Raw genomic sequence first — 17417 nt, 5'->3', positions numbered from 1 at the left:
TCGGCGGCTGCGCCGTTAAGCTCCAACACGTCGAGGCGCGGCTGAAGGGAGGAACGAAGATGAAAATCGACGGCGGGTGCCATTGCGGCGCCATTACCTACGAGGCGGAGGTCGATCCGGACAACACCAGTATTTGTCACTGCATCGATTGTCAGCAGCTGACCGGAACAGCGTTTCGGGTGACCGTGCCGGCGCCGGAGCAGCGCTACCGGATCACCAAGGGCACGCCGAAGATCTACATCAAGACCGCAGCGAGCGGCGCCAGGCGCGCCCAGGCCTTTTGCGGCGAGTGCGGTACGCACCTCTATGCCACGTCGGTTGGCGACGGGCCGAAAGTCTATGGCATCAGGGTCGGCACGGCGCGGCAGCGCGAACAACTGATCCCGAGAAAGCAGATCTGGCACCGCTCGGCGCTGCATTGGCTGCCGGAGTTCGAAGGCACAATGATCGTCGAGGAGCAGTAGCCTCTCAGTCGTCGCCTTCGACCACCCTTAGCCTCAATTGGCCGGTCTTGGAGTCGGCGACGCGCGCACCCGCTTCGGTCTTCGCGTTGGCCGCCGATCCGGCGTCGCCTTCCGCCGGCTGCGCGCCGAACTCCAGCGCCTCGATCTTTTGGCCGCGCTTGGTCACCTTCGACGTCGAGACGAGAATATCGTCGATATCCTTGGCCGACTGGCCGAAATGGCTCTGCAGCTTGCGCACCCGCTCGTCGAGGCGCGAGACATCCTCCATCAGCCGGATGACTTCGCCCTGGATCAAATGCGCCTGCTCGCGCATGCGGGCGTCCTTGAGAATCGCCTGGATGACCTGAATCGACAGCATCAGCAGCGACGGCGAGACGATGACGATGCGGGCGCGGTGCGCCTTGTGGACAATCCCCTCGAAATTCTCGTGGATCTCGGCGAATACCGATTCCGACGGCACGAACATGAAGGCGGTGTCCTGCGTCTCGCCCTGGATCAGGTATTTGTCGGAAATATCGCGGACATGCACCTCGATATCACGCCGAAACGCTTGTGCGGCGACCTTCTGCAAATCGACGCCTTCGGCGGCACGGATGGCATTCCAGGCTTCCAGCGGAAACTTGGCATCGATGGCGAGTGCGGGCGCGCCGTTCGGCATCTTCACCAGGCAGTCGGGCCGGCTGCCGTTCGACAGGGTCGCCTGGAATTCATAGGCGCCGTGCGGCAGGCCGTCGGCGACGATCGCCTCCATGCGCGACTGGCCGAAGGCGCCGCGCGTCTGTTTGTTGGAGAGGATTGCCTGAAGTTGCACGACCTGGCTGGCGAGCGACTGGATGTTGCCTTGCGCTGTATCGATGACCGCCAGCCGCTCCTGCAGTTTGGCGAGGCTTTCATGCGTCGATTTCGTCTGCTCGGTCATGGTCTGGCCGAGACGGCCGGTCATCGCGTCGAGACGCTGGCCGATCGACTGCGTGAGTTCGGCCTGCCGCGCCCCGAACACTTCGGCGATGGCGCCCATGCGGCCCTGCATCTCGGCCTGGCTTGCCAGGATGCCGGCCATCCGCGCCTCGGCGTCGCGGGCGTGGTCGGCGGCTTCCGCGGCAGCCACCGCACGCGCCTTGGCCGAGCGCCAGAGCGCGACGACGAGCGCCACGAACAGGCCCAGGAACAGGACCGCGCCGAATGCCAGCGCGTGGCCGAGCGTGATCGTGGTGGCGCCGAGCCGGGCGATCGGTTCGGACAGGATGGTGGTCAGGTCGTTCATATCGGACAGCATAGATGATTCGGCCTGACGACACAGATCAAAACGTGAACGCCGCTGCAAATGCCCCGGTTGACGCTTTTCGTGCGAGGTCTTAGGTGAGACGCCATGTCGATCAAGCCGCTCATCATCCTTCCCGATCCCGTCCTGCGCCAAGTTTCGAAACCGGTCGAGCGCGTCGACGGCGCCTTGCGCAAACTGGCCGACGATATGCTGGACACGATGTATGATGCGCCGGGCATTGGTCTGGCGGCGATCCAGATCGGCGAACCGCTGCGCATGCTGGTGATCGACCTCGCCAAGGAAGACGAGCCGCCGGCGCCGCATGTCTTCATCAATCCCGAGATTCTTGAGAGCGCCGATCAGCGCTCGGTCTACGAGGAGGGGTGCCTGTCGATCCCGGATTACTATGCCGAGGTCGAGCGCCCTGCCGCCGTGCGGGTGAAATATCTCGATCGCGACGGCAAGCTGCAGGAGATCGAGGCCGAAGGGCTGATGGCGACTTGCCTGCAGCACGAAATCGACCATCTCAACGGCGTTCTGTTCATCGACCACATCTCGAAGCTGAAGCGCGACATGGTGGTGAAGAAGTTCAAGAAGCTCGCCAGGGACAAACCATCAGGCAGCAAGGCGCCGGGCAAGTTAGTGGGATAGGGCGATACTCGCGCAGTTTGATGCTGAACCTTTCGAAGATGTTGGCGGGACAGCGCCCCTCTACCCTGTTCCAGATCAGGAAATGGAGACGCCGATGAGCGACATGCTGATCAGAAATATTCCCGAACCCTTGAAGCGGGAAATCGAGCAGGCGGCGCGTAAGAGCGGCCAGAGCCTGTCGGGCAAGGCGATAGCTCTTCTGCGCGAAGGCATGGTCGCCGAAAGGCAAGCCAGGCTGGAGCCGGGTCTTTCGGCATGGGACGCTATTCGCGCGACTTTCGCTGCTGAAAACGCAATTGGCGATGAATTGCCAAGATCATGAACGAAATCGAAGCAGAAAGGAAACGCGACTTCGGTCGCCGACCCGCAAAGTTCGCGACTTCGACTGAGCCGACTTAACGGCCAGACGAAGACCGGACCCGGAACAAAATGCCCTTGCGCGTCATCTTCATGGGTACGCCCGAATTCTCGGTGCCGACGCTGCGGGCGATCGCGGATGCCGGACATGAGATTGGAGCCGTCTACACTCAGCCGCCGCGCGCCGCCGGTCGCCGGGGGCTGGAACTGACGCCGTCGCCGGTGCAGCGCGAGGCCGAGCGGCTGGGCCTCGAGGTGCGGACGCCGGTGTCGCTGAAGAACGAGACCGAGCAGCAGGCGTTCCGCGCCTTGCGGGCCGATGTCGCCGTCGTCGTCGCCTATGGATTGCTGTTGCCCAAACCCATTCTCGAGGCGCCGCGGCTCGGCTGCCTCAATGGTCACGCGTCGCTGTTGCCACGCTGGCGCGGCGCCGCCCCTATCCAGCGCGCCATCATGGCCGGCGATACCGAGACAGGCATGATGGTGATGCGGATGGAAGAGGGCCTGGACACCGGCCCGGTGGCGATGGCCGAAAAATGCGCCATCGGCCCCGATATGACGGCCGGCGAACTGCATGATCGGTTGATGCACATTGGCGCCGCGCTGATGGCGGAAGCGCTGGCTCGTCTGGAACGGGATGCCCTGACTTTTACCGCACAGGCGACGGAGGGGGTGACCTATGCCAAAAAGATCGATAAAGCGGAGACGCGCGTGGACTGGACGCGGCCTGCTGGCGAAGTCCACGATCATATTCGCGGCCTGTCGCCCTTTCCCGGCGCATGGTGCGAGATCGAAATTGCCGGCCGCCTGGATCGGCTGAAACTGCTTCGCTCGACGCTTTCGCAAGGCGCCTGCGAGCCGGGAGGAATTCTCGACGACCGGCTGACGGTCGCCTGCGGGTCAGGCGCGATCAGGTTGGTCGAAGTTCAACGTGCGGGCGGAAGGCCCATTGCCGCGCAGGAATTTCTGCGCGGGGCCAAGCTCGAAAAAGGAATGAAATTCTCATGAGCATGATGTCGATACGCGCGGCGACGCCGCGGGACCGCGAGGCGATCCGCCTGGTCGAGGAACACGCATTCGGCCAGCAGGCGGAGGCCGGACTGGTCGACGCGCTGGTCAGCGGCGGCGATGCCGTCGTCGAACTGGTGGCGGAAGAAGATGGACAGGTGGTCGGCCATATTCTGTTTTCGCGGCTTTACGTGCAGAACGGCGGCAAGAGCTTTCCGGCAGTGGCGCTGGCGCCTCTGGCGGTCGAGCCGTCATTCCATGGCACCGGCATCGGCGGTGCGCTGGTCCGCGAGGCGCATATCCGCCTGAAGGATGCCGGCGAGGTGCTGGCGGTGGTGCTTGGCGATCCCGCATATTATGGCCGCTTCGGCTACAGTCACGCGCGCGCCGAAAAATTCGAAAGCGAGTTCCAGGGCGAAGCGATGCAGGCGCTGGTCTGGGGCGAAGCGCCTGAGACCGGCAAGCTGGTCTACGCTTCGGCTTTCGGCACCGCGCTCGCCGCCTAACCTCATCCTTCTTAGGAATGCCGCGTTTTCGCCTCGACATCGAATATGACGGCAGCCTCTATGCCGGCTGGCAGCGCCAGGCAGACCAGCCTTCGGTGCAGCAGGCGATCGAACAGGCGATCGAGAAATTCTGCGGCGAACAGGTCTCGCTGCGCGGCGCCGGCCGCACCGATGCCGGCGTCCACGCGACCGGTCAGGTGGCGCATGTCGATCTCGTCAGGGCGTGGCCTGATGACAAGGTTCGCGATGCCGTCAACGCCCACCTGCAAACGGCCAAGGCGCGCATCGCCATCCTCAAGGCGGCTGTGGTGCCGGATAGCTTCGATGCGCGTTTCTCGGCGATCGGCCGCCACTATCTCTACCGCATCGTCAACCGGCGCGCGCCGGCGGCGCTCGACAAGGGCAAGATCTGGTGGGTGCCGAAGCGGCTCGACGCCGAGGCCATGCACGAAGCGGCAAAGGTGCTGCTGGGGCGGCATGATTTCACCACGTTCCGCTCGACCCAGTGCCAGGCCGACAACCCGGTCCGGACGCTCGACCGACTGGATGTCAGTCGGCTGGGTGACATGATCGAAGTGCGAGCCTCGGCGCGCTCGTTCCTGCACAATCAGGTGCGCTCGATGGTCGGCTCGCTGAAGCGCGTCGGCGAAGGCGGCTGGACAATTGCCGATCTGAAGGCGGCGCTCGACGCGCGCGACCGTGCAGCCTGTGGCCAGGTGGCGCCGCCCGATGGGCTTTTTCTCGTTGGGGTAGATTATCCGAAGGCGTCCGGATGACGCGGCTAGATGTGCCGATCAGTCAGCGTCACTAGGCTAGGTCGTCCTGCCAATCGGCCCAGCCGTAGAACACGCGCACAATCACCACGCGCTCGGACTCTACAATGAAGGCGATGGTGACGCGGCGTGTGAATCCGATGATCCGAGGCTATTCAAGTCCCGGTTCCGCTCGGCGCACCGATGCCGAGCAGCGCCTGCAGCGCGAACAGAACGACCAGCGACGCCACGAACATTCCGGCGAAGACAGCGCTGCCGACAGCCGCGCCCCTGCCGATGGCAACGTTTGTCATCCGCCAGGTCAGGATCATCGACAGCGCGAACAAAAGCAGCGACGCCAGTACGGCGAACTCGTTGGTGGACGGCAGGAAAAGCCTGATCAACGCCGCTGGCAGCATCATCCAGGCGATGATCGCCGACGCCCAGTTGCTGGCGACGACATAGTGGACGAAGCGCCCGCCGATGCCGGCGCGCGGCGCGACGAGGGCAAGGCCGACAAGCGGCAACACCCAGACGCCGATGTCGACTGTCGCCAGACGGATCAGCATGCTGAAGCGTCCGGCGAATGCATTCGGATCGCCGATCTCGTTGGCGAGGCCGACCCAACCGACGATCAGCGCCGGTGCCGCGACGACGATGGCGAAGAAGGAATTCCAGAAACCGTCGGCCGAAAGGTCGAACTGGCGCAGCCCATCGGCCTTGCCGAGCATCAGTCGCCAGGCGCCGTTGAGCGAAGCATAGGTTTCATCCGACGAAAGCATGATTACGATGCGCCTTGCTCGAACCAGTCTTCGATGAAGCGCAGATAAATCTGCGTCAGCGTCTCGAGGTCGGCAAGTGCGACGCGTTCATCGACCATGTGCATGGTCTTGCCGACCAGCCCGAACTCGACCACCGGACAATAATCCTTGATGAAGCGTGCGTCGGAGGTGCCGCCGGAGGTGGAAAGCGCCGGCTTCCTGCCGATCACCGCCTTGACCGAACCGCTGAGCGCTTCGATCAGCCGCTCGTCGCGGGTGAGGAAGACGTGGCTCGGCCGGTCGCGCCAGACGAGTTCGTAATCGACCGGTGTCGTCTTGCCGGCCCGGTATTTCTTTCGCTTCGCCGCCTTGTCGAGACGGTTGTGGATTTCCGCCTGGATGGTCTCGGCGGTCCATGTGTCGTTGAAGCGGATGTTGAAGGCGGCGGTCGCCTTTGCCGGAATAACATTGGTGGCCGGATTGCCGACGTCGATCGAGGTTACCTCCAGATTGGTCGGCTGGAAGTCCTTGGTGCCCTTGTCGAAGACTGGGTGCAGCAAGGCTTCGACCAGCGTCATCAGGCCGCGCACCGGATTGTCGGCAAGCTGCGGATAGGCGGCGTGGCCTTGGCGGCCGTTGACGATGATGCTGCCGGACAAAGAGCCGCGCCGGCCGATCTTGATCATGTCGCCCAGCGCATCGGGATTGGTCGGCTCGCCGACGATCGACGCATCCCATTTCTCGCCCTTGGCGACCGCCCATTCGAGCAGCTTTGTCGTGCCGTTGATGGCCGGCCCTTCTTCGTCGCCGGTGATCAGCAGCGAGACCGAGCCTTTCAGGCCGCCTTTCGACTCGAGATGGCGCGCCACGGCGGCGATGAAACAGGCGATGCCCCCCTTCATGTCGACGGCACCGCGACCGAACATCTCGCCCTTGGCGATCTCGGCAGCGAAAGGCGGATGCGTCCATGAGGTCTCGTCGCCGACCGGCACCACGTCGGTATGCCCGGCGAACATCAGGTGCGGACCGTTGCCGGAGCGCCGCGCATAGAGATTTTCGATATCGGGCGTGCCGTCCTCCGAGAACACCGGGCGCTCGACGGAAAAGCCGAGTGGTTTCAGCATTGTTTCCAGCGTGCTCAGTGCCCCGCCCTCGATAGGTGTCACGGAGGGGCAGCGGATGAGGGCGGCGAGATTTCCAGCGGGATCGGTCGGCAACGTCATGGGCAAAAGCGTTAGTCGAAAGCGCAAGGCCTGTCACGGCCAGACATAAGGGCCAGCCATCCCGCCGACACTATGGTTTTCATGGCGTATTGTCGCAGGCCTGATGCATGTCGCCCAAAAGGCATGGCCCTGGGCTTGACCGGTGCGGGCGCAGCGGTTTTGGGCAAATGCGCATAAAACAAACAAAGGCTTAAAGTGCGTCGCAGGAGTCGCTTCAGACGCGACGCACTTAGGCGGGATACGAGATATTGCATGGACTGAGCGACAAAAGGCCCAAATAATCGCTGTGGTCAGTTCGCGGCCCGCACATGCGCCCGGTAACGGCCCTTTCCGGTGCGCTTGGCTTCATAGAGCGCGTGATCGGAGCAGGTGAGAAGAAGTTCCGGCTCGCCGCCGTCGGCAGGCGCGAAGGCACTTCCAATGCTCAACCCGATGGGTATTGCGGTGCCCACGCCAAGGTCGAAGGGTACCGAAATCTTCTCAATGGCGCGCTTTGCCAGCATGGTGGCTTCGATCTCGGATGTGTCGGGCAGCAGGATCACGAATTCGTCACCGCTGATGCGAAAGACCATATCCCCCGGTCGGAAAGCGCGCTTCAATCGTTCGGCCACCTTGCGCAGCAGCATGTCGCCGACCGCGTGGCCGAAGCGGTCATTGACGTGTTTGAAGCCGTCGAGGTCCATGCTGAGAACGGCAAACGGCATGCCGCCGTTTGCTGCCGGCGCCGCAAGCTCGCTGCACATGCCGCGCAGTTTCTCCTGAAGGAAGATGCGGTTGGGCAGGCCGATCAGCGCGTCCTTGATCGCCAGATCGCGATTGTCCAGTTCGGCGCGGATCATGCGGGCGTTGATCGCATGATTTTGAAGCAGCACGATGATGACGCCGGCCACATAGAAAGGCACTTGAAATCCGACGATCGACATTCCGGGCGCCGGAGATAACAGCGCGCCAACCAGGAAAGGCAGGCTTACCGCCAGCATGACGAATATGGCGTAGCGCGGGGTCGCTGCGTTGCGCGACGACACCACGCCGACGACGCCTGCGACGTTCAAGGCAGCCAGCACGGCAAGCGCCATATCCCCGCTGACGACGCAGCCATAGCAGCCGAGGCCGAAAATCACCGACCATGACCCACCGGCGGCCATGAGGCCTGTCAGCGGCCCCGTTCCCCCGCGCTTGCGGGTCCGCTCACATTCCCGCATCAGCAGGAAGCGGACGGCAAACAGAATGAGGTCGGCCGCCATCCAGGCGTAAGGCCACCGGTCGCCGGTGAAGACAGTGGCGCCGACTGCCAGCACCAGGACACTGATGGTGCCGAACAGGACAGCGAATTTGCGCTCGAAAGTGGTGTCGAGAAGCCGCGCGCGGACAGCTTCCGGTTCCGCTCTGATCGGTGAAGAAAACCAGGCGAACAGCCGCGCGCCGGCGCTTCGCCTTCCGCGCGTTTTCGGGTTGGCCAGGGGTTCGTCGTGTGCCAGTCGAGTGCTCCGTGCCGGTCGACACAGTCTTCACAGGCATGCTGGACCAAGGTGATTAAGATTAGCTTAGGTAATTGGACGAGCCGACCGCAATGGACCGTCGATCAGCGTGATCTTTTGCCAGATCTTTCGCGACAGATTGGAGCCCAGGGACTCGATGTCGTTGACGCCATCGACGACCACATCGTCGTTGACCGATTGCGCGAACAGCGCGGCGATCTTGCCGGTGATCGACAGCATTTCGGAGCAATAGTCGAGGTAGCGCGCGAGATCGGCACGGTCGGTTATGCGTGCCGGTGAATGCGATGTCGGCTTGAAATCGGTTGAAAGCGCTGCCGGATCCTTGGTCAGCTGATGCATGTCGATGACATGGATCAGCGATCGCAAGCCATGAAGCTTGCGAAACACCTGCTTGCGCTTGATGCGCTCTTCGGTCCGGATCAAGGCCAGGAAGCCGAGCATCGCGAGGATGATCATGTTGATCAAGGATTCGATGCCTTGCACCGACTGGATGGCGTCGTGGGTTCCCGAGATGCGGCCGAGCGGAAGGATGGTGCCGACGAACAGGAACATCAGCGCGCCGGCGGCAATGGCGACGATGACGACGCCGCGCAGCCACCAGATCGGCGCTTCCAGCGCCTTCGCCGCCTTGGCCAGATCACGCGACAGCGACACAAGTTCTATGGCGACGCCACGCAAGCCGGTATCGGGAAACCGCTCGGCGACGCGTTTTTCCAGTCGCTCGGCAGTTTCGATGATCAGTTTCGCATCAAGCGTGCGGTAACGCATGGCCTAGATACCCGCCCGGCGCTCAGGATTCGGCCGGCGCATTGGTGCGTTTGCCGTAGCGGTTGGGTCCGGGATCGCTTTTGAAAAAGGCCAGAATGACAAGGAGAATGGCGCCGACGATGAGAGAGATCAATGCGTAGTAGGTAGGCTTGCCGAAATCATGGAACCGCTTCGCCGTTAGCGCAAAGGTCGACCATGTCGAGACGACCACAGCGATCCACCAGGCGAGCGCCCAGTACTGACTTGCAGCAGTGCCCAACGGCGTTCGCGAGAACTGGTAGAGCAGGAAAAGCTGAGTGAGGAGCGGCAAAAGACCCGCCAAAACATAGGCACTGGGGTTCACTCGCCCGGAAAGGCTGAAGAAAAGCCATAGAAATCGAGGTCTGTCGAGCAAGCGGGTAGGTCCGTTTTTTTGAAAAGATCAATCGCGAAGCAGTTCATTGATCGAGGTTTTGGAACGGGTCCTGGCATCGACCCGCTTGACGATGACGGCGCAGTAGAGGCTGGGACCGGCCTCGCCATTGGGCAAAGGCTTGCCGGGCATCGAGCCGGCGACGACGACGGAATTGGCCGGCACTTCGCCGTAGAAAACCTCGCCGGTGGCACGGTCGACGATCTTGGTCGACTGGCCGATGAAGACGCCCATGCCGAGCACCGAGCCCTCGCGCACGATGCAGCCTTCGACCACTTCGGAACGTGCGCCGACGAAGCAATTGTCCTCGATGATGGTCGGGCCGGCCTGCATCGGTTCCAGCACGCCGCCGATGCCGACGCCGCCCGACAGATGCACATTCTTGCCGATCTGGGCACAGGAGCCGACCGAGGCCCATGTGTCGACCATGGTGCCGCTGTCGACATAGGCTCCGACATTGACGAAGGACGGCATCAGCACGGCACCTGGCGCGACGTAGGCGGAGCGCCGCACGATCGACGACGGCACGGCGCGGAAACCTGCCTTCTCGAAATCGATGGCGCTCCAGCCGTCGAATTTCGACGGCACCTTGTCCCACCACACGGCCTGGCCCGGACCACCCTTGATGATCTCCATCGGGTTGAGCCGGAACGACAGCAGCACCGCTTTCTTCAGCCACTGGTTGACATGCCATGTGCCGTCGGCCTGGCGCTCGGCAACGCGGACGACACCCCGGTCGAGCAGGTCGAGCGCCGCCTGGATGGCGTCGCGCGTCGCGCCGCGGGTTGCCGTCGAAATCGTCTCGCGTTCCTCGAAGGCGGTTTCGATGGTCTTTTCGAGGCTCGCCAGATCGGGCTTTGACATGAATTCGCTCCATTACCAAGCTGTTAAGGGGCCGCACCTTAACCTGTTTTGAAAGTCGCCGGACCCTATGTGAAGGCTTGGTGAGGGTCAATCGCGGCTGCGTCGCGGGACGGCGCAACTGAATAATTGGACGGGTAGGTAATATGACTCCTATGGAAAAGGCGGGGTGGACGCCGCTGCCGCATTCGGACGAGGATCTGGAGCGGTCGAAAAGCGTGCCGGACACGCCGCAGACGCGTGCCGAGACCTACCGGTTGGCATGGAACGATCCCGACTTCATGACACGGCGCGAATTGCGCGCGGTCAGGCTGCAGCTCGAACTGTTGAAGCCGGAGATGATCCTGGCCGAGCGCGGCATCGGCTCGACCGTCATCCTGTTCGGCGGGGCGCGCATACCCGAGCCGGGCGGTGAAGCCTGGGCGGCCAAGAACGAGACGCAGAAGGAAAACCTCGAGAAAAACAGCAAATATTACGAGGAAGCGCGAAAATTCGCCCGGCTCTGCTCGCAGCAGTCGGCCACCTCCTATTATCGCGAATTCGTCGTGGTGACAGGCGGGGGACCCGGCGTGATGGAAGCCGGCAACCGCGGCGCCGACGATGTCGGCGCCCCGTCGATCGGCCTCAACATCGTGTTGCCGCACGAGCAGGCGCCGAATGCCTATGTGACGCCGGAGCTCTGTTTCAACTTCCACTATTTCGCGGTCCGCAAGATGCATTTCGTCATGCGCGCCAAGGCTGTCGCGGTGTTTCCCGGCGGCTTCGGCACAATGGACGAATTCTTCGAAACGCTGACCCTGATCCAGACCGGCCGCATGGAGCGCGTGCCGGTGATCCTGTTCGGCAAGGCTTTCTGGAAACGGGCGATCGATCTCGATTTCCTCGCCGAGCAAGGCACGATCACCCCTGGCGACCAAGACATCATCGATTTCGTCGACACCGCCGACGAAGCCTGGGGGATCATCAGCCGCTTCTATCAGCTTTAGGCCGCGGGCTTCGATCCGGCTTTACGAAGAAACGGCTCAAGCGGTGATGTCGACGATCGCGGTGAGGAATTCGGCAAGATCGTCGGTGACGAAATCCACATCGTCCTCGTGGCCCGGGTCACGTTCCCAGATTTCCGAGAAGGTCGGCTCGAAGTTGCGCGGCACAACCAGCACCGTGGTCATGCCCAGCGATTTCGGCACGGACAGGTTGCGGGCCAGATCCTCGAACATCACCGCATTGTGGCCGGTGACCGCGTGGAGTTCCGCGAACTTCTCGTAGGTCTGGCGGGCCGGCTTGGGGTTCAGCCCGGCAGCGACGATATCGAAGATGTCGTCGAAATGATCGAGGATGCCGAGTTGGCGCGCGGTGCGTTCGGCATGCCTGCGGTCACCATTGGTGAAGATGAACTTGCGGCCGGGAAGCTGGCGGATGGCGGTGCCGAGAACGGGATCGGGAACCAGCCAGGAATAGTCGATGTCATGGACCTTCTCGAGAAAGTCGTCGGGATCGATGCCGTGGCGCGCCATCAGACCGTTCAGCGTCGTGCCATATTCCCGGTACAGTTCCTTCTGCAGCTTGCGGGCATCGTCGCGTGGCAGCGTCAGCAGTTCTCCGACATAGGCGGTCATCTTTACATCGATCTGCGAGAACAGGTTCGAATGGTGCGGATAGAGGGTGTTGTCGAGGTCGAACACCCAGTCGGTAACATGGGCAAAGCGGGCGGGATCCGGGAGCGTGGTCATGCAACCCCTTATGGCACGAAACAATGCTTTTGGCAGAGGCTTTATCCACAACTTATGCGCGTCATGGGTGGCGAAAATCGCGCGATGGTTCAAATTTTAGGCATCGCCGAAAGGTGCCATTCAGGGCTTGCTGGCACACACACGGTCCAGGGGGAGCCAGCGATGAGCCGCATATTTCTGAAGTCTGCCGCCGTCGCTTTCGTCTCCCTCGCAGTCTCGCTGTTGTTGACGCTGATCGTCGTTCCGGCAATGGGCTTTCCGATCAACCGCACGATCTGGCTGACATCCACGGTCTGCCCGCTGGTGCTCGCCTGGATCGCCAGCGCCTACACGTTCTGGCAGGGCGAGAGGTTGAAAGGCGCTCATCGCGACCTCGCCCGCGCTCATGCCCAGCTCGCCGCTGCGCATCGGCGCCTGTCGGAGAAGGCAAGCCGCGACGACATGACCGGCATGCTCAACCGCGAGAGCTTCTTCGCCGCCCTCGAGGCCACCCGGCGTAAATCCGATCGCGGTGCGTTGCTGATCATCGACGCCGATCACTTCAAGCTCATCAACGACAGCTACGGCCATCTGACCGGCGACGATGCGCTGCTCCTGATTGCAAGCGCGATCGAGCGCGGCGTGCGCAGCGGCGACGTGATCGGCCGCATCGGCGGCGAGGAATTCGGTGCGTTTCTGGTCGGCGCCACCGAACAGGAAGCCAAACGCGTCGCTGAACGCATTCGCCGTGAAGTCGAGCTGATCCGCTTCCGTCCCGTCGATGAGCGGGTCATACCCCTCACCGTCAGCATTGGCGGTGTCACCTGCGGCGAGGATGCCGGCGTATCGGATCTGATGCGTGTCGCCGACCGCCGCCTTTACCAGGCCAAGGATCGCGGCCGCAATCTGACCATCCTGGACAGGGACGTTTCCGAAGCGGCCTGAACGGTCCCATCTTCTCGGCTTCCGGCCTGCCGATGGATCGTCATTCCAGCGCGCCACCAATAACGCCCGCGCCGATCGGCTGCGAGCGTCCGCGTCTGGCCAGCGTCTAAAGTTTTGCCGGGTCGAGCGCCGGCTTGCCCTTGTGGCGTCCGATGATCGCTGCCATGTCGGCGACGTTGTGGAAGGCATCGCGCAAAACGTCGAAGGACGGCAGCACGAAATAGGCGCGCTGGAACTTGTCGATCTCATAGCTGGTGCGCATTACCGTTTCCAGATCGAAGGGAACATGATGCGCGTCCTTGCTTTCAACCGCGAATTGAAGTTCGGCAAAGGACGACATCAGCCCGGCGCCGAAAGCCTTCAACGGTTGGCCGGCCTCCTGGATCAGCCCGTACTCGACGGTGTACCAGTAGAGGCGGCTGATCATCTCGTCGCCGCCGAGCGCGATCAGATGCTCGGCCTTCTCGCCATACATCTGCATGAAATCGGCAAAGACCGGCTGGGTCAGCACTGGCACATGGCCGAAGAAGTCGTGGAACATATCCGGCTCGACGATGTAGTCGAGCTCTTGTTTCGTCCGCAGCCAGTTGGTCACCGGGAAGCGCCGGGCGGCCAGGTGGACGAAGAAGGCCGGTGCGGGAATGAGGCCCGGCACGGCGACGATCTCCCAACCGGTAAGCTTGCGCAGCTTCTCGCTGACCACACCGAAATCCGGAATCCTGTCGAGCAGGCCCAGCGTGGCGACGCCGTCGAGATAGGACCGGTGTGCCAACTTTTTGGTCAGCTTCGTCTGGCGGTCGCACAAAGTACGCCACACTGCCTGCTCGTCAGCTGTGTAGTTGTAGCTCTGCTCAACGGTGAAATCGGCGCGGCAGACCGAATAGTCGCCGCGAAGGCCTTGCGCCGCGCATTCGCGGGCGTAATCGGCAACGTTCATCGTCATGGCTGTTCTCCCTGGAAATCACGACTAACATCTTGAAAGTTTAGCCGGATCCGGTGAGGCAAATCCGCTTTGATGATGGCTCGAACAGGCGATTTGAGGTAAAAGCCACCACAGCGGAGCTGCAGGAGAGTGAAAGTGCCTCAGTTTGACGATTTTGAGATCAAGATGCTCGATATCTTGCAGCGCGATGGGCGCAAGCCTGTGTCCGAACTGGCCCAGGAAATCGGCCTTTCGACGACACCATGCGCGCGCCGCTTCGAGGCTCTTCAGAGCGCCGGCATCATCAAGCGCTTTGCCGCTGTGCTCAGCCGCCGCGCCATCGGCCTGATGGTCGAAGTGTTCATTCAGGTGCGCCTGGTGACCCACAGCGACGGGTCGCCCGAAACCTTTATCGCCGCCGTGCAGCGCATGGACGAGGTGTCGTCGTGCTGGACGATGACTGGCGACTACGATTTCCTGCTGCATGTGATGGTGCCGTCAGTCGACGAGCTCAACGCCTTTGTCATGCACCGGCTGATGCGGCTCGACGGCGTGCGCGATGTCCACACGCAGCTCGTGCTGCAGAACATCAAGGGGCCGGGCCACGTGCCGCTTGGGCACCTCAGGCGATAAGTTCGGCCTGACGCCTGCTCAACCCTGGATTTCTGGCCGACAAGTTGCAGCCTGCGCTCAAGGCACGATCAGTGTGCCGGCGCCGTGTTCGGTAAACAGTTCGAGCAGCACCGAATGCGGCGTCTTGCCATTGAGGATGACGACGCCTTCGACGCCGCGCTCGATCGCATCGATACAGGTCTCGACCTTGGGGATCATGCCGCCCGACACCGTGCCGTCCTTGATCAAGGCCTTTGCCTCGGCGACGGTCAGTTCGTCGATGAGCTTCTTGTTCCTGTCGAGCACGCCGGGCACGTCGGTGAGGAACAGAAGGCGTGTCGCCTGGCAGGCGCCGGCGATGGCGCCGGCGAAGGTGTCGGCATTGATGTTGTAGGTGTGGCCGTCACGGCCCGGCGCCACCGGCGCCAGCACCGGGATCATTTCGGACCGCGCCAGAAGGTCGAGCAGGGTGCGGTCGACCTCGACCGGCTCGCCGACGAAGCCGAGATCGAGCACACGCTCGATGTTGGAGTCCGGGTCGATCATGGTCTTGCGCGCCTTTTCGGCGAAAACCATGTTGCCGTCCTTGCCGCACAGGCCGATGGCCCATTCGCCCTCGGCATTGATCAGCGCGACGATCTCCTTGTTGATGGAGCCGGCCAGCACCATCTCGACGATCTCGACCGTCTTCTGGTCGGTGACGCGCAATCCGCCCTCGAACTTTGATTCGATGCCCATCTTGCTCAGCATGGCGCCGATCTGCGGCCCGCCGCCATGCACGACGATCGGGTTGACGCCGGATTGTTTGAGCAGCGCGATGTCGCGGGCAAAGGCCTTGCCGAGCGCGATGTCGCCCATGGCGTGGCCGCCATACTTCACCACGACCGTCTTGTTCTCGTAGCGCTGCATATAGGGCAGCGCCCTCGAAAGCAGCGCGGCCTGCATTTCGGCGGTGGCGGCGAGGTCCGTCATTCGGCTTGGTTCCCAGCTTGGCATGAACGGCGGCGTCTTAGCGGGAATTGGAGCAGGGGGCAAACGGCTTTGCTGTCACGTCAGGTGAAATCGGCCTGCTTTCATCCCGGGCACCTGCAGTGGCGCTCGCCGCGTCAGCCATCCCGAAATCTTTTCCATTTGCGCGGCGAGGGACAACAAGGTCTCCTCGTCGCCGGGGCGGCCGGCGGCCTGGATGCCGAGCGGCAGGCCGGCATCGGTGACATGAACAGGCAGCGCGATCGACGGCTGGCCGCTGACGTTCTGGATTGCCGGCCAGTGGGTGAACCACAGGCTCTTGTCCATCAACTGGCCGAACAGCGGCTTGAATTTCAGCAGGCGCGCAAGCCGCAGCCTGTCGAGCATTTCTTCCAGGAACGCATCTGCGCCTTTTGGATCCATCGCGCCGCAGGCGAGCGGCGGATGCGCGATGACAGGCATCAGCACGGCATCGTACCGCGCGGTCTCGATGATCAACCGGCGCGACGTGGCATGCAGCCGCTGCAGGCTGGCATAGATCTCGCCGGCCGAAAGAACTTCGCCGAAGGCGCTCATCACCCGCGTGGTGCGTTCGATATCACCCGAAATGGAGCGGCCGACGCGCAAGACCTCGCCGCGGATCGTGCCGGCCACCGCCGCGGCGACGGTTCTGGCGAAATCAGCGATGAAATCGCGATCGATATAGGGCAGGTCGATCTCCTCTATCGTATGGCCGCCTTCGCGCGCCAAAGCTATCGCCGTGTCCAGCGCCGCCAGCGTCTCGGTCGATATCGGCAGGCCGAGCGGCGATTTTCGGTAGACCGCCAGTTTCAGCTTGCCGGGGTCACGCACTGCTGCGGCGGCGAAAGTTCCTTTCGGCGTCGGCGCCGCATACGGCGACAGCGGATCGGGCCCATGCGTCAGGTCGAGCAGCAGGGCCGAATCACGGACCGAGCGGGAAACGGCGTGGTCGATGACCAGGCCGTACCAGCTTTCGCTGACCAGCGGCGTCAGCGGCACGCGGCCGCGCGAGGTTTTCAGCCCGACCAGCCCGGTGCAGGCGGCGGGAACTCGGATCGAGCCGCCGCCGTCCGAAGCATGTGCCACCGGTACGACGCCGGCCGCGACCAGCGCCGCCGCACCTCCAGACGAGCCGCCGCTGGTATGGGCTGTATTCCACGGATTGCGGGTGATGCCGAAAGCGGCGGATTCGGTCATCAGCCTCAGCCCATGTTCGGGCGAGGTGCTGGTGGCGATCGGGACGAGGCCGGCGGCCAGATGGCGTTCGGTCATCACCGAGTCGAAATCGGCAACGAAAGCCGGAATGCGGCTGCCGCCGTGCGTCGGCACGCCTTTCATGGCGATGCCGAGATCCTTCAGCGCGAAGGGCACACCGGCCAGCGGCAGCTTGCGGTCGATGGTTTTCGCCCGCGTCCGCGCCGCCTCGTAAAGCGGCTCGGCGATGGCATTGATATCCGGGCGAGTGGCCTCGGCCCGCGCAATCGCCGCGTCGACGAGCTCCTGCGGCGAGATTTCTCCTTTGCGCACCAAGCCGGCCAGGCCGGTAGCGTCATGTTCCCACAGGGCCCGTTCGACCGACATTCTTGCTCCCCCAACTATCGGCAAGCTAGAGCATCGGATGCAAAAGTGGAAACCCGGTTTTGGGAAAATCCGATGCTCAAAAAGGTCGGCTCTTTCTCGTCAATGGAAGCCGACGGCGCTCCCGGTGCACAG

The 17417-nt window shown here is 62.8% G+C and carries 20 protein-coding genes; 9 read left to right on the top strand and 11 right to left on the bottom strand.

Annotated elements, in window-relative coordinates:
• Nucleotides 1-59 precede the first annotated feature (59 nt).
• Nucleotides 60-464 carry a GFA family protein gene (locus AC0L28_RS26115; RefSeq protein WP_128175739.1) on the top strand — a complete coding sequence of 135 codons (405 nt, stop codon included), beginning with the start codon at nucleotides 60-62 and terminating at the stop codon, nucleotides 462-464.
• 4 nt (nucleotides 465-468) lie between these two features.
• Here the strand turns inward: AC0L28_RS26115 and AC0L28_RS26110 are convergent, their stop codons facing one another.
• Nucleotides 469-1728, bottom strand: coding sequence for a DNA recombination protein RmuC (locus tag AC0L28_RS26110; RefSeq protein ID WP_128175742.1), 1260 nt, complete (start codon nucleotides 1726-1728; stop codon nucleotides 469-471).
• Nucleotides 1729-1833: 105 nt separating this feature from the next.
• Between AC0L28_RS26110 and def the strand changes: the two genes are divergently transcribed.
• From def to truA, 5 genes are all read left to right on the top strand, one after another.
• Nucleotides 1834-2379: a peptide deformylase gene (gene def / locus AC0L28_RS26105; protein ID WP_128170220.1), complete on the top strand. Its 546-nt coding sequence runs from the start codon at nucleotides 1834-1836 to the stop codon at nucleotides 2377-2379.
• Between the two features lie 94 nt (nucleotides 2380-2473).
• The gene (locus tag AC0L28_RS26100; RefSeq protein ID WP_473481094.1) at nucleotides 2474-2701 is read left to right on the top strand and encodes a plasmid stabilization protein; all 228 of its coding nucleotides are present in this window, start codon (nucleotides 2474-2476) and stop codon (nucleotides 2699-2701) included.
• A gap of 107 nt (nucleotides 2702-2808) precedes the next feature.
• Nucleotides 2809-3744 carry a methionyl-tRNA formyltransferase gene (gene fmt / locus AC0L28_RS26095; RefSeq protein ID WP_473481092.1) on the top strand — a complete coding sequence of 312 codons (936 nt, stop codon included), beginning with the start codon at nucleotides 2809-2811 and terminating at the stop codon, nucleotides 3742-3744.
• On the top strand, nucleotides 3741-4250 hold the full coding sequence (locus tag AC0L28_RS26090) for a GNAT family N-acetyltransferase (RefSeq protein ID WP_027152137.1): 510 nt from the start codon (nucleotides 3741-3743) through the stop codon (nucleotides 4248-4250). The genes fmt and AC0L28_RS26090 overlap by 4 nt, the downstream gene beginning before the upstream one ends.
• Before the next feature lie 17 nt (nucleotides 4251-4267).
• The gene (truA, locus tag AC0L28_RS26085; protein WP_128175759.1) at nucleotides 4268-5026 is read left to right on the top strand and encodes a tRNA pseudouridine(38-40) synthase TruA; all 759 of its coding nucleotides are present in this window, start codon (nucleotides 4268-4270) and stop codon (nucleotides 5024-5026) included.
• Between the two features lie 152 nt (nucleotides 5027-5178).
• On the opposite strand, the gene AC0L28_RS26080 is transcribed toward truA, so the two are convergent.
• The 6 genes from AC0L28_RS26080 to dapD form a co-directional block, all read right to left on the bottom strand.
• Nucleotides 5179-5784: a hypothetical protein gene (locus AC0L28_RS26080; protein ID WP_027152135.1), complete on the bottom strand. Its 606-nt coding sequence runs from the start codon at nucleotides 5782-5784 to the stop codon at nucleotides 5179-5181.
• 2 nt (nucleotides 5785-5786) lie between these two features.
• On the bottom strand, nucleotides 5787-6986 hold the full coding sequence (gene dapE, locus AC0L28_RS26075) for a succinyl-diaminopimelate desuccinylase (RefSeq protein WP_128175761.1): 1200 nt from the start codon (nucleotides 6984-6986) through the stop codon (nucleotides 5787-5789).
• 290 nt (nucleotides 6987-7276) lie between these two features.
• A complete protein-coding gene (locus AC0L28_RS26070; RefSeq protein ID WP_473481090.1) occupies nucleotides 7277-8284 on the bottom strand; it encodes a diguanylate cyclase domain-containing protein in 1008 nt (335 codons plus the stop codon).
• Between the two features lie 246 nt (nucleotides 8285-8530).
• Nucleotides 8531-9253 carry a hypothetical protein gene (locus tag AC0L28_RS26065; protein ID WP_473481088.1) on the bottom strand — a complete coding sequence of 241 codons (723 nt, stop codon included), beginning with the start codon at nucleotides 9251-9253 and terminating at the stop codon, nucleotides 8531-8533.
• Nucleotides 9254-9275: 22 nt separating this feature from the next.
• Entirely contained in the window at nucleotides 9276-9647 is a 372-nt protein-coding gene (locus AC0L28_RS26060) for a DUF805 domain-containing protein (protein ID WP_027152133.1), read from the bottom strand.
• A gap of 27 nt (nucleotides 9648-9674) precedes the next feature.
• Entirely contained in the window at nucleotides 9675-10529 is an 855-nt protein-coding gene (gene dapD, locus AC0L28_RS26055; protein WP_473481086.1) for a 2,3,4,5-tetrahydropyridine-2,6-dicarboxylate N-succinyltransferase, read from the bottom strand.
• Between the two features lie 143 nt (nucleotides 10530-10672).
• On the opposite strand from dapD, the gene AC0L28_RS26050 reads away from it, so the two are divergent.
• Nucleotides 10673-11512, top strand: a complete 840-nt coding sequence (locus AC0L28_RS26050; RefSeq protein WP_023801573.1) for an LOG family protein — start codon at nucleotides 10673-10675, stop codon at nucleotides 11510-11512.
• Between the two features lie 36 nt (nucleotides 11513-11548).
• Here the strand turns inward: AC0L28_RS26050 and AC0L28_RS26045 are convergent, their stop codons facing one another.
• The gene (locus tag AC0L28_RS26045) at nucleotides 11549-12256 is read right to left on the bottom strand and encodes a pyrimidine 5'-nucleotidase (RefSeq protein ID WP_023801574.1); all 708 of its coding nucleotides are present in this window, start codon (nucleotides 12254-12256) and stop codon (nucleotides 11549-11551) included.
• A 162-nt stretch (nucleotides 12257-12418) separates the two neighbouring features.
• On the opposite strand from AC0L28_RS26045, the gene AC0L28_RS26040 reads away from it, so the two are divergent.
• A complete protein-coding gene (locus AC0L28_RS26040) occupies nucleotides 12419-13180 on the top strand; it encodes a GGDEF domain-containing protein (RefSeq protein WP_128244649.1) in 762 nt (253 codons plus the stop codon).
• Between the two features lie 106 nt (nucleotides 13181-13286).
• Here the strand turns inward: AC0L28_RS26040 and phhA are convergent, their stop codons facing one another.
• The gene (phhA, locus tag AC0L28_RS26035) at nucleotides 13287-14123 is read right to left on the bottom strand and encodes a phenylalanine 4-monooxygenase (RefSeq protein WP_128175770.1); all 837 of its coding nucleotides are present in this window, start codon (nucleotides 14121-14123) and stop codon (nucleotides 13287-13289) included.
• A 135-nt stretch (nucleotides 14124-14258) separates the two neighbouring features.
• On the opposite strand from phhA, the gene AC0L28_RS26030 reads away from it, so the two are divergent.
• Entirely contained in the window at nucleotides 14259-14735 is a 477-nt protein-coding gene (locus tag AC0L28_RS26030; RefSeq protein WP_023801577.1) for an Lrp/AsnC family transcriptional regulator, read from the top strand.
• Nucleotides 14736-14792: 57 nt separating this feature from the next.
• Here the strand turns inward: AC0L28_RS26030 and argB are convergent, their stop codons facing one another.
• Nucleotides 14793-15686, bottom strand: coding sequence for an acetylglutamate kinase (argB, locus tag AC0L28_RS26025; protein WP_023801578.1), 894 nt, complete (start codon nucleotides 15684-15686; stop codon nucleotides 14793-14795).
• 75 nt (nucleotides 15687-15761) lie between these two features.
• Entirely contained in the window at nucleotides 15762-17285 is a 1524-nt protein-coding gene (locus AC0L28_RS26020; protein ID WP_128244648.1) for an amidase, read from the bottom strand.
• Nucleotides 17286-17417: the final 132 nt, after the last annotated feature.

This window comes from Mesorhizobium sp. WSM4847, assembly GCF_055811335.1.
The sequence above is the reverse complement of the archived record's forward strand: the minus strand, read 5'-3'. Positions and strand labels throughout refer to the sequence as shown.

What these genes read in the sequence shown, in the direction of transcription:
- AC0L28_RS26050 (WP_023801573.1), top strand. Translation starts at nt 10,673, where the DNA reads ATGACTCCTATGGAAAAGGCGGGGTGGACGCCGCTGCCGCATTCGGAC.
- dapD (WP_473481086.1), bottom strand. Translation starts at nt 10,529, where the DNA reads ATGTCAAAGCCCGATCTGGCGAGCCTCGAAAAGACCATCGAAACCGCC.
- AC0L28_RS26115 (WP_128175739.1), top strand. Translation starts at nt 60, where the DNA reads ATGAAAATCGACGGCGGGTGCCATTGCGGCGCCATTACCTACGAGGCG.
- AC0L28_RS26100 (WP_473481094.1), top strand. Translation starts at nt 2,474, where the DNA reads ATGAGCGACATGCTGATCAGAAATATTCCCGAACCCTTGAAGCGGGAA.
- AC0L28_RS26065 (WP_473481088.1), bottom strand. Translation starts at nt 9,253, where the DNA reads ATGCGTTACCGCACGCTTGATGCGAAACTGATCATCGAAACTGCCGAG.
- AC0L28_RS26080 (WP_027152135.1), bottom strand. Translation starts at nt 5,784, where the DNA reads ATGCTTTCGTCGGATGAAACCTATGCTTCGCTCAACGGCGCCTGGCGA.
- dapE (WP_128175761.1), bottom strand. Translation starts at nt 6,986, where the DNA reads ATGACGTTGCCGACCGATCCCGCTGGAAATCTCGCCGCCCTCATCCGC.
- argB (WP_023801578.1), bottom strand. Translation starts at nt 15,686, where the DNA reads ATGACGGACCTCGCCGCCACCGCCGAAATGCAGGCCGCGCTGCTTTCG.
- def (WP_128170220.1), top strand. Translation starts at nt 1,834, where the DNA reads ATGTCGATCAAGCCGCTCATCATCCTTCCCGATCCCGTCCTGCGCCAA.
- phhA (WP_128175770.1), bottom strand. Translation starts at nt 14,123, where the DNA reads ATGACGATGAACGTTGCCGATTACGCCCGCGAATGCGCGGCGCAAGGC.
- AC0L28_RS26040 (WP_128244649.1), top strand. Translation starts at nt 12,419, where the DNA reads ATGAGCCGCATATTTCTGAAGTCTGCCGCCGTCGCTTTCGTCTCCCTC.
- AC0L28_RS26020 (WP_128244648.1), bottom strand. Translation starts at nt 17,285, where the DNA reads ATGTCGGTCGAACGGGCCCTGTGGGAACATGACGCTACCGGCCTGGCC.
- truA (WP_128175759.1), top strand. Translation starts at nt 4,268, where the DNA reads ATGCCGCGTTTTCGCCTCGACATCGAATATGACGGCAGCCTCTATGCC.
- AC0L28_RS26045 (WP_023801574.1), bottom strand. Translation starts at nt 12,256, where the DNA reads ATGACCACGCTCCCGGATCCCGCCCGCTTTGCCCATGTTACCGACTGG.
- AC0L28_RS26090 (WP_027152137.1), top strand. Translation starts at nt 3,741, where the DNA reads ATGAGCATGATGTCGATACGCGCGGCGACGCCGCGGGACCGCGAGGCG.
- AC0L28_RS26110 (WP_128175742.1), bottom strand. Translation starts at nt 1,728, where the DNA reads ATGAACGACCTGACCACCATCCTGTCCGAACCGATCGCCCGGCTCGGC.
- fmt (WP_473481092.1), top strand. Translation starts at nt 2,809, where the DNA reads ATGCCCTTGCGCGTCATCTTCATGGGTACGCCCGAATTCTCGGTGCCG.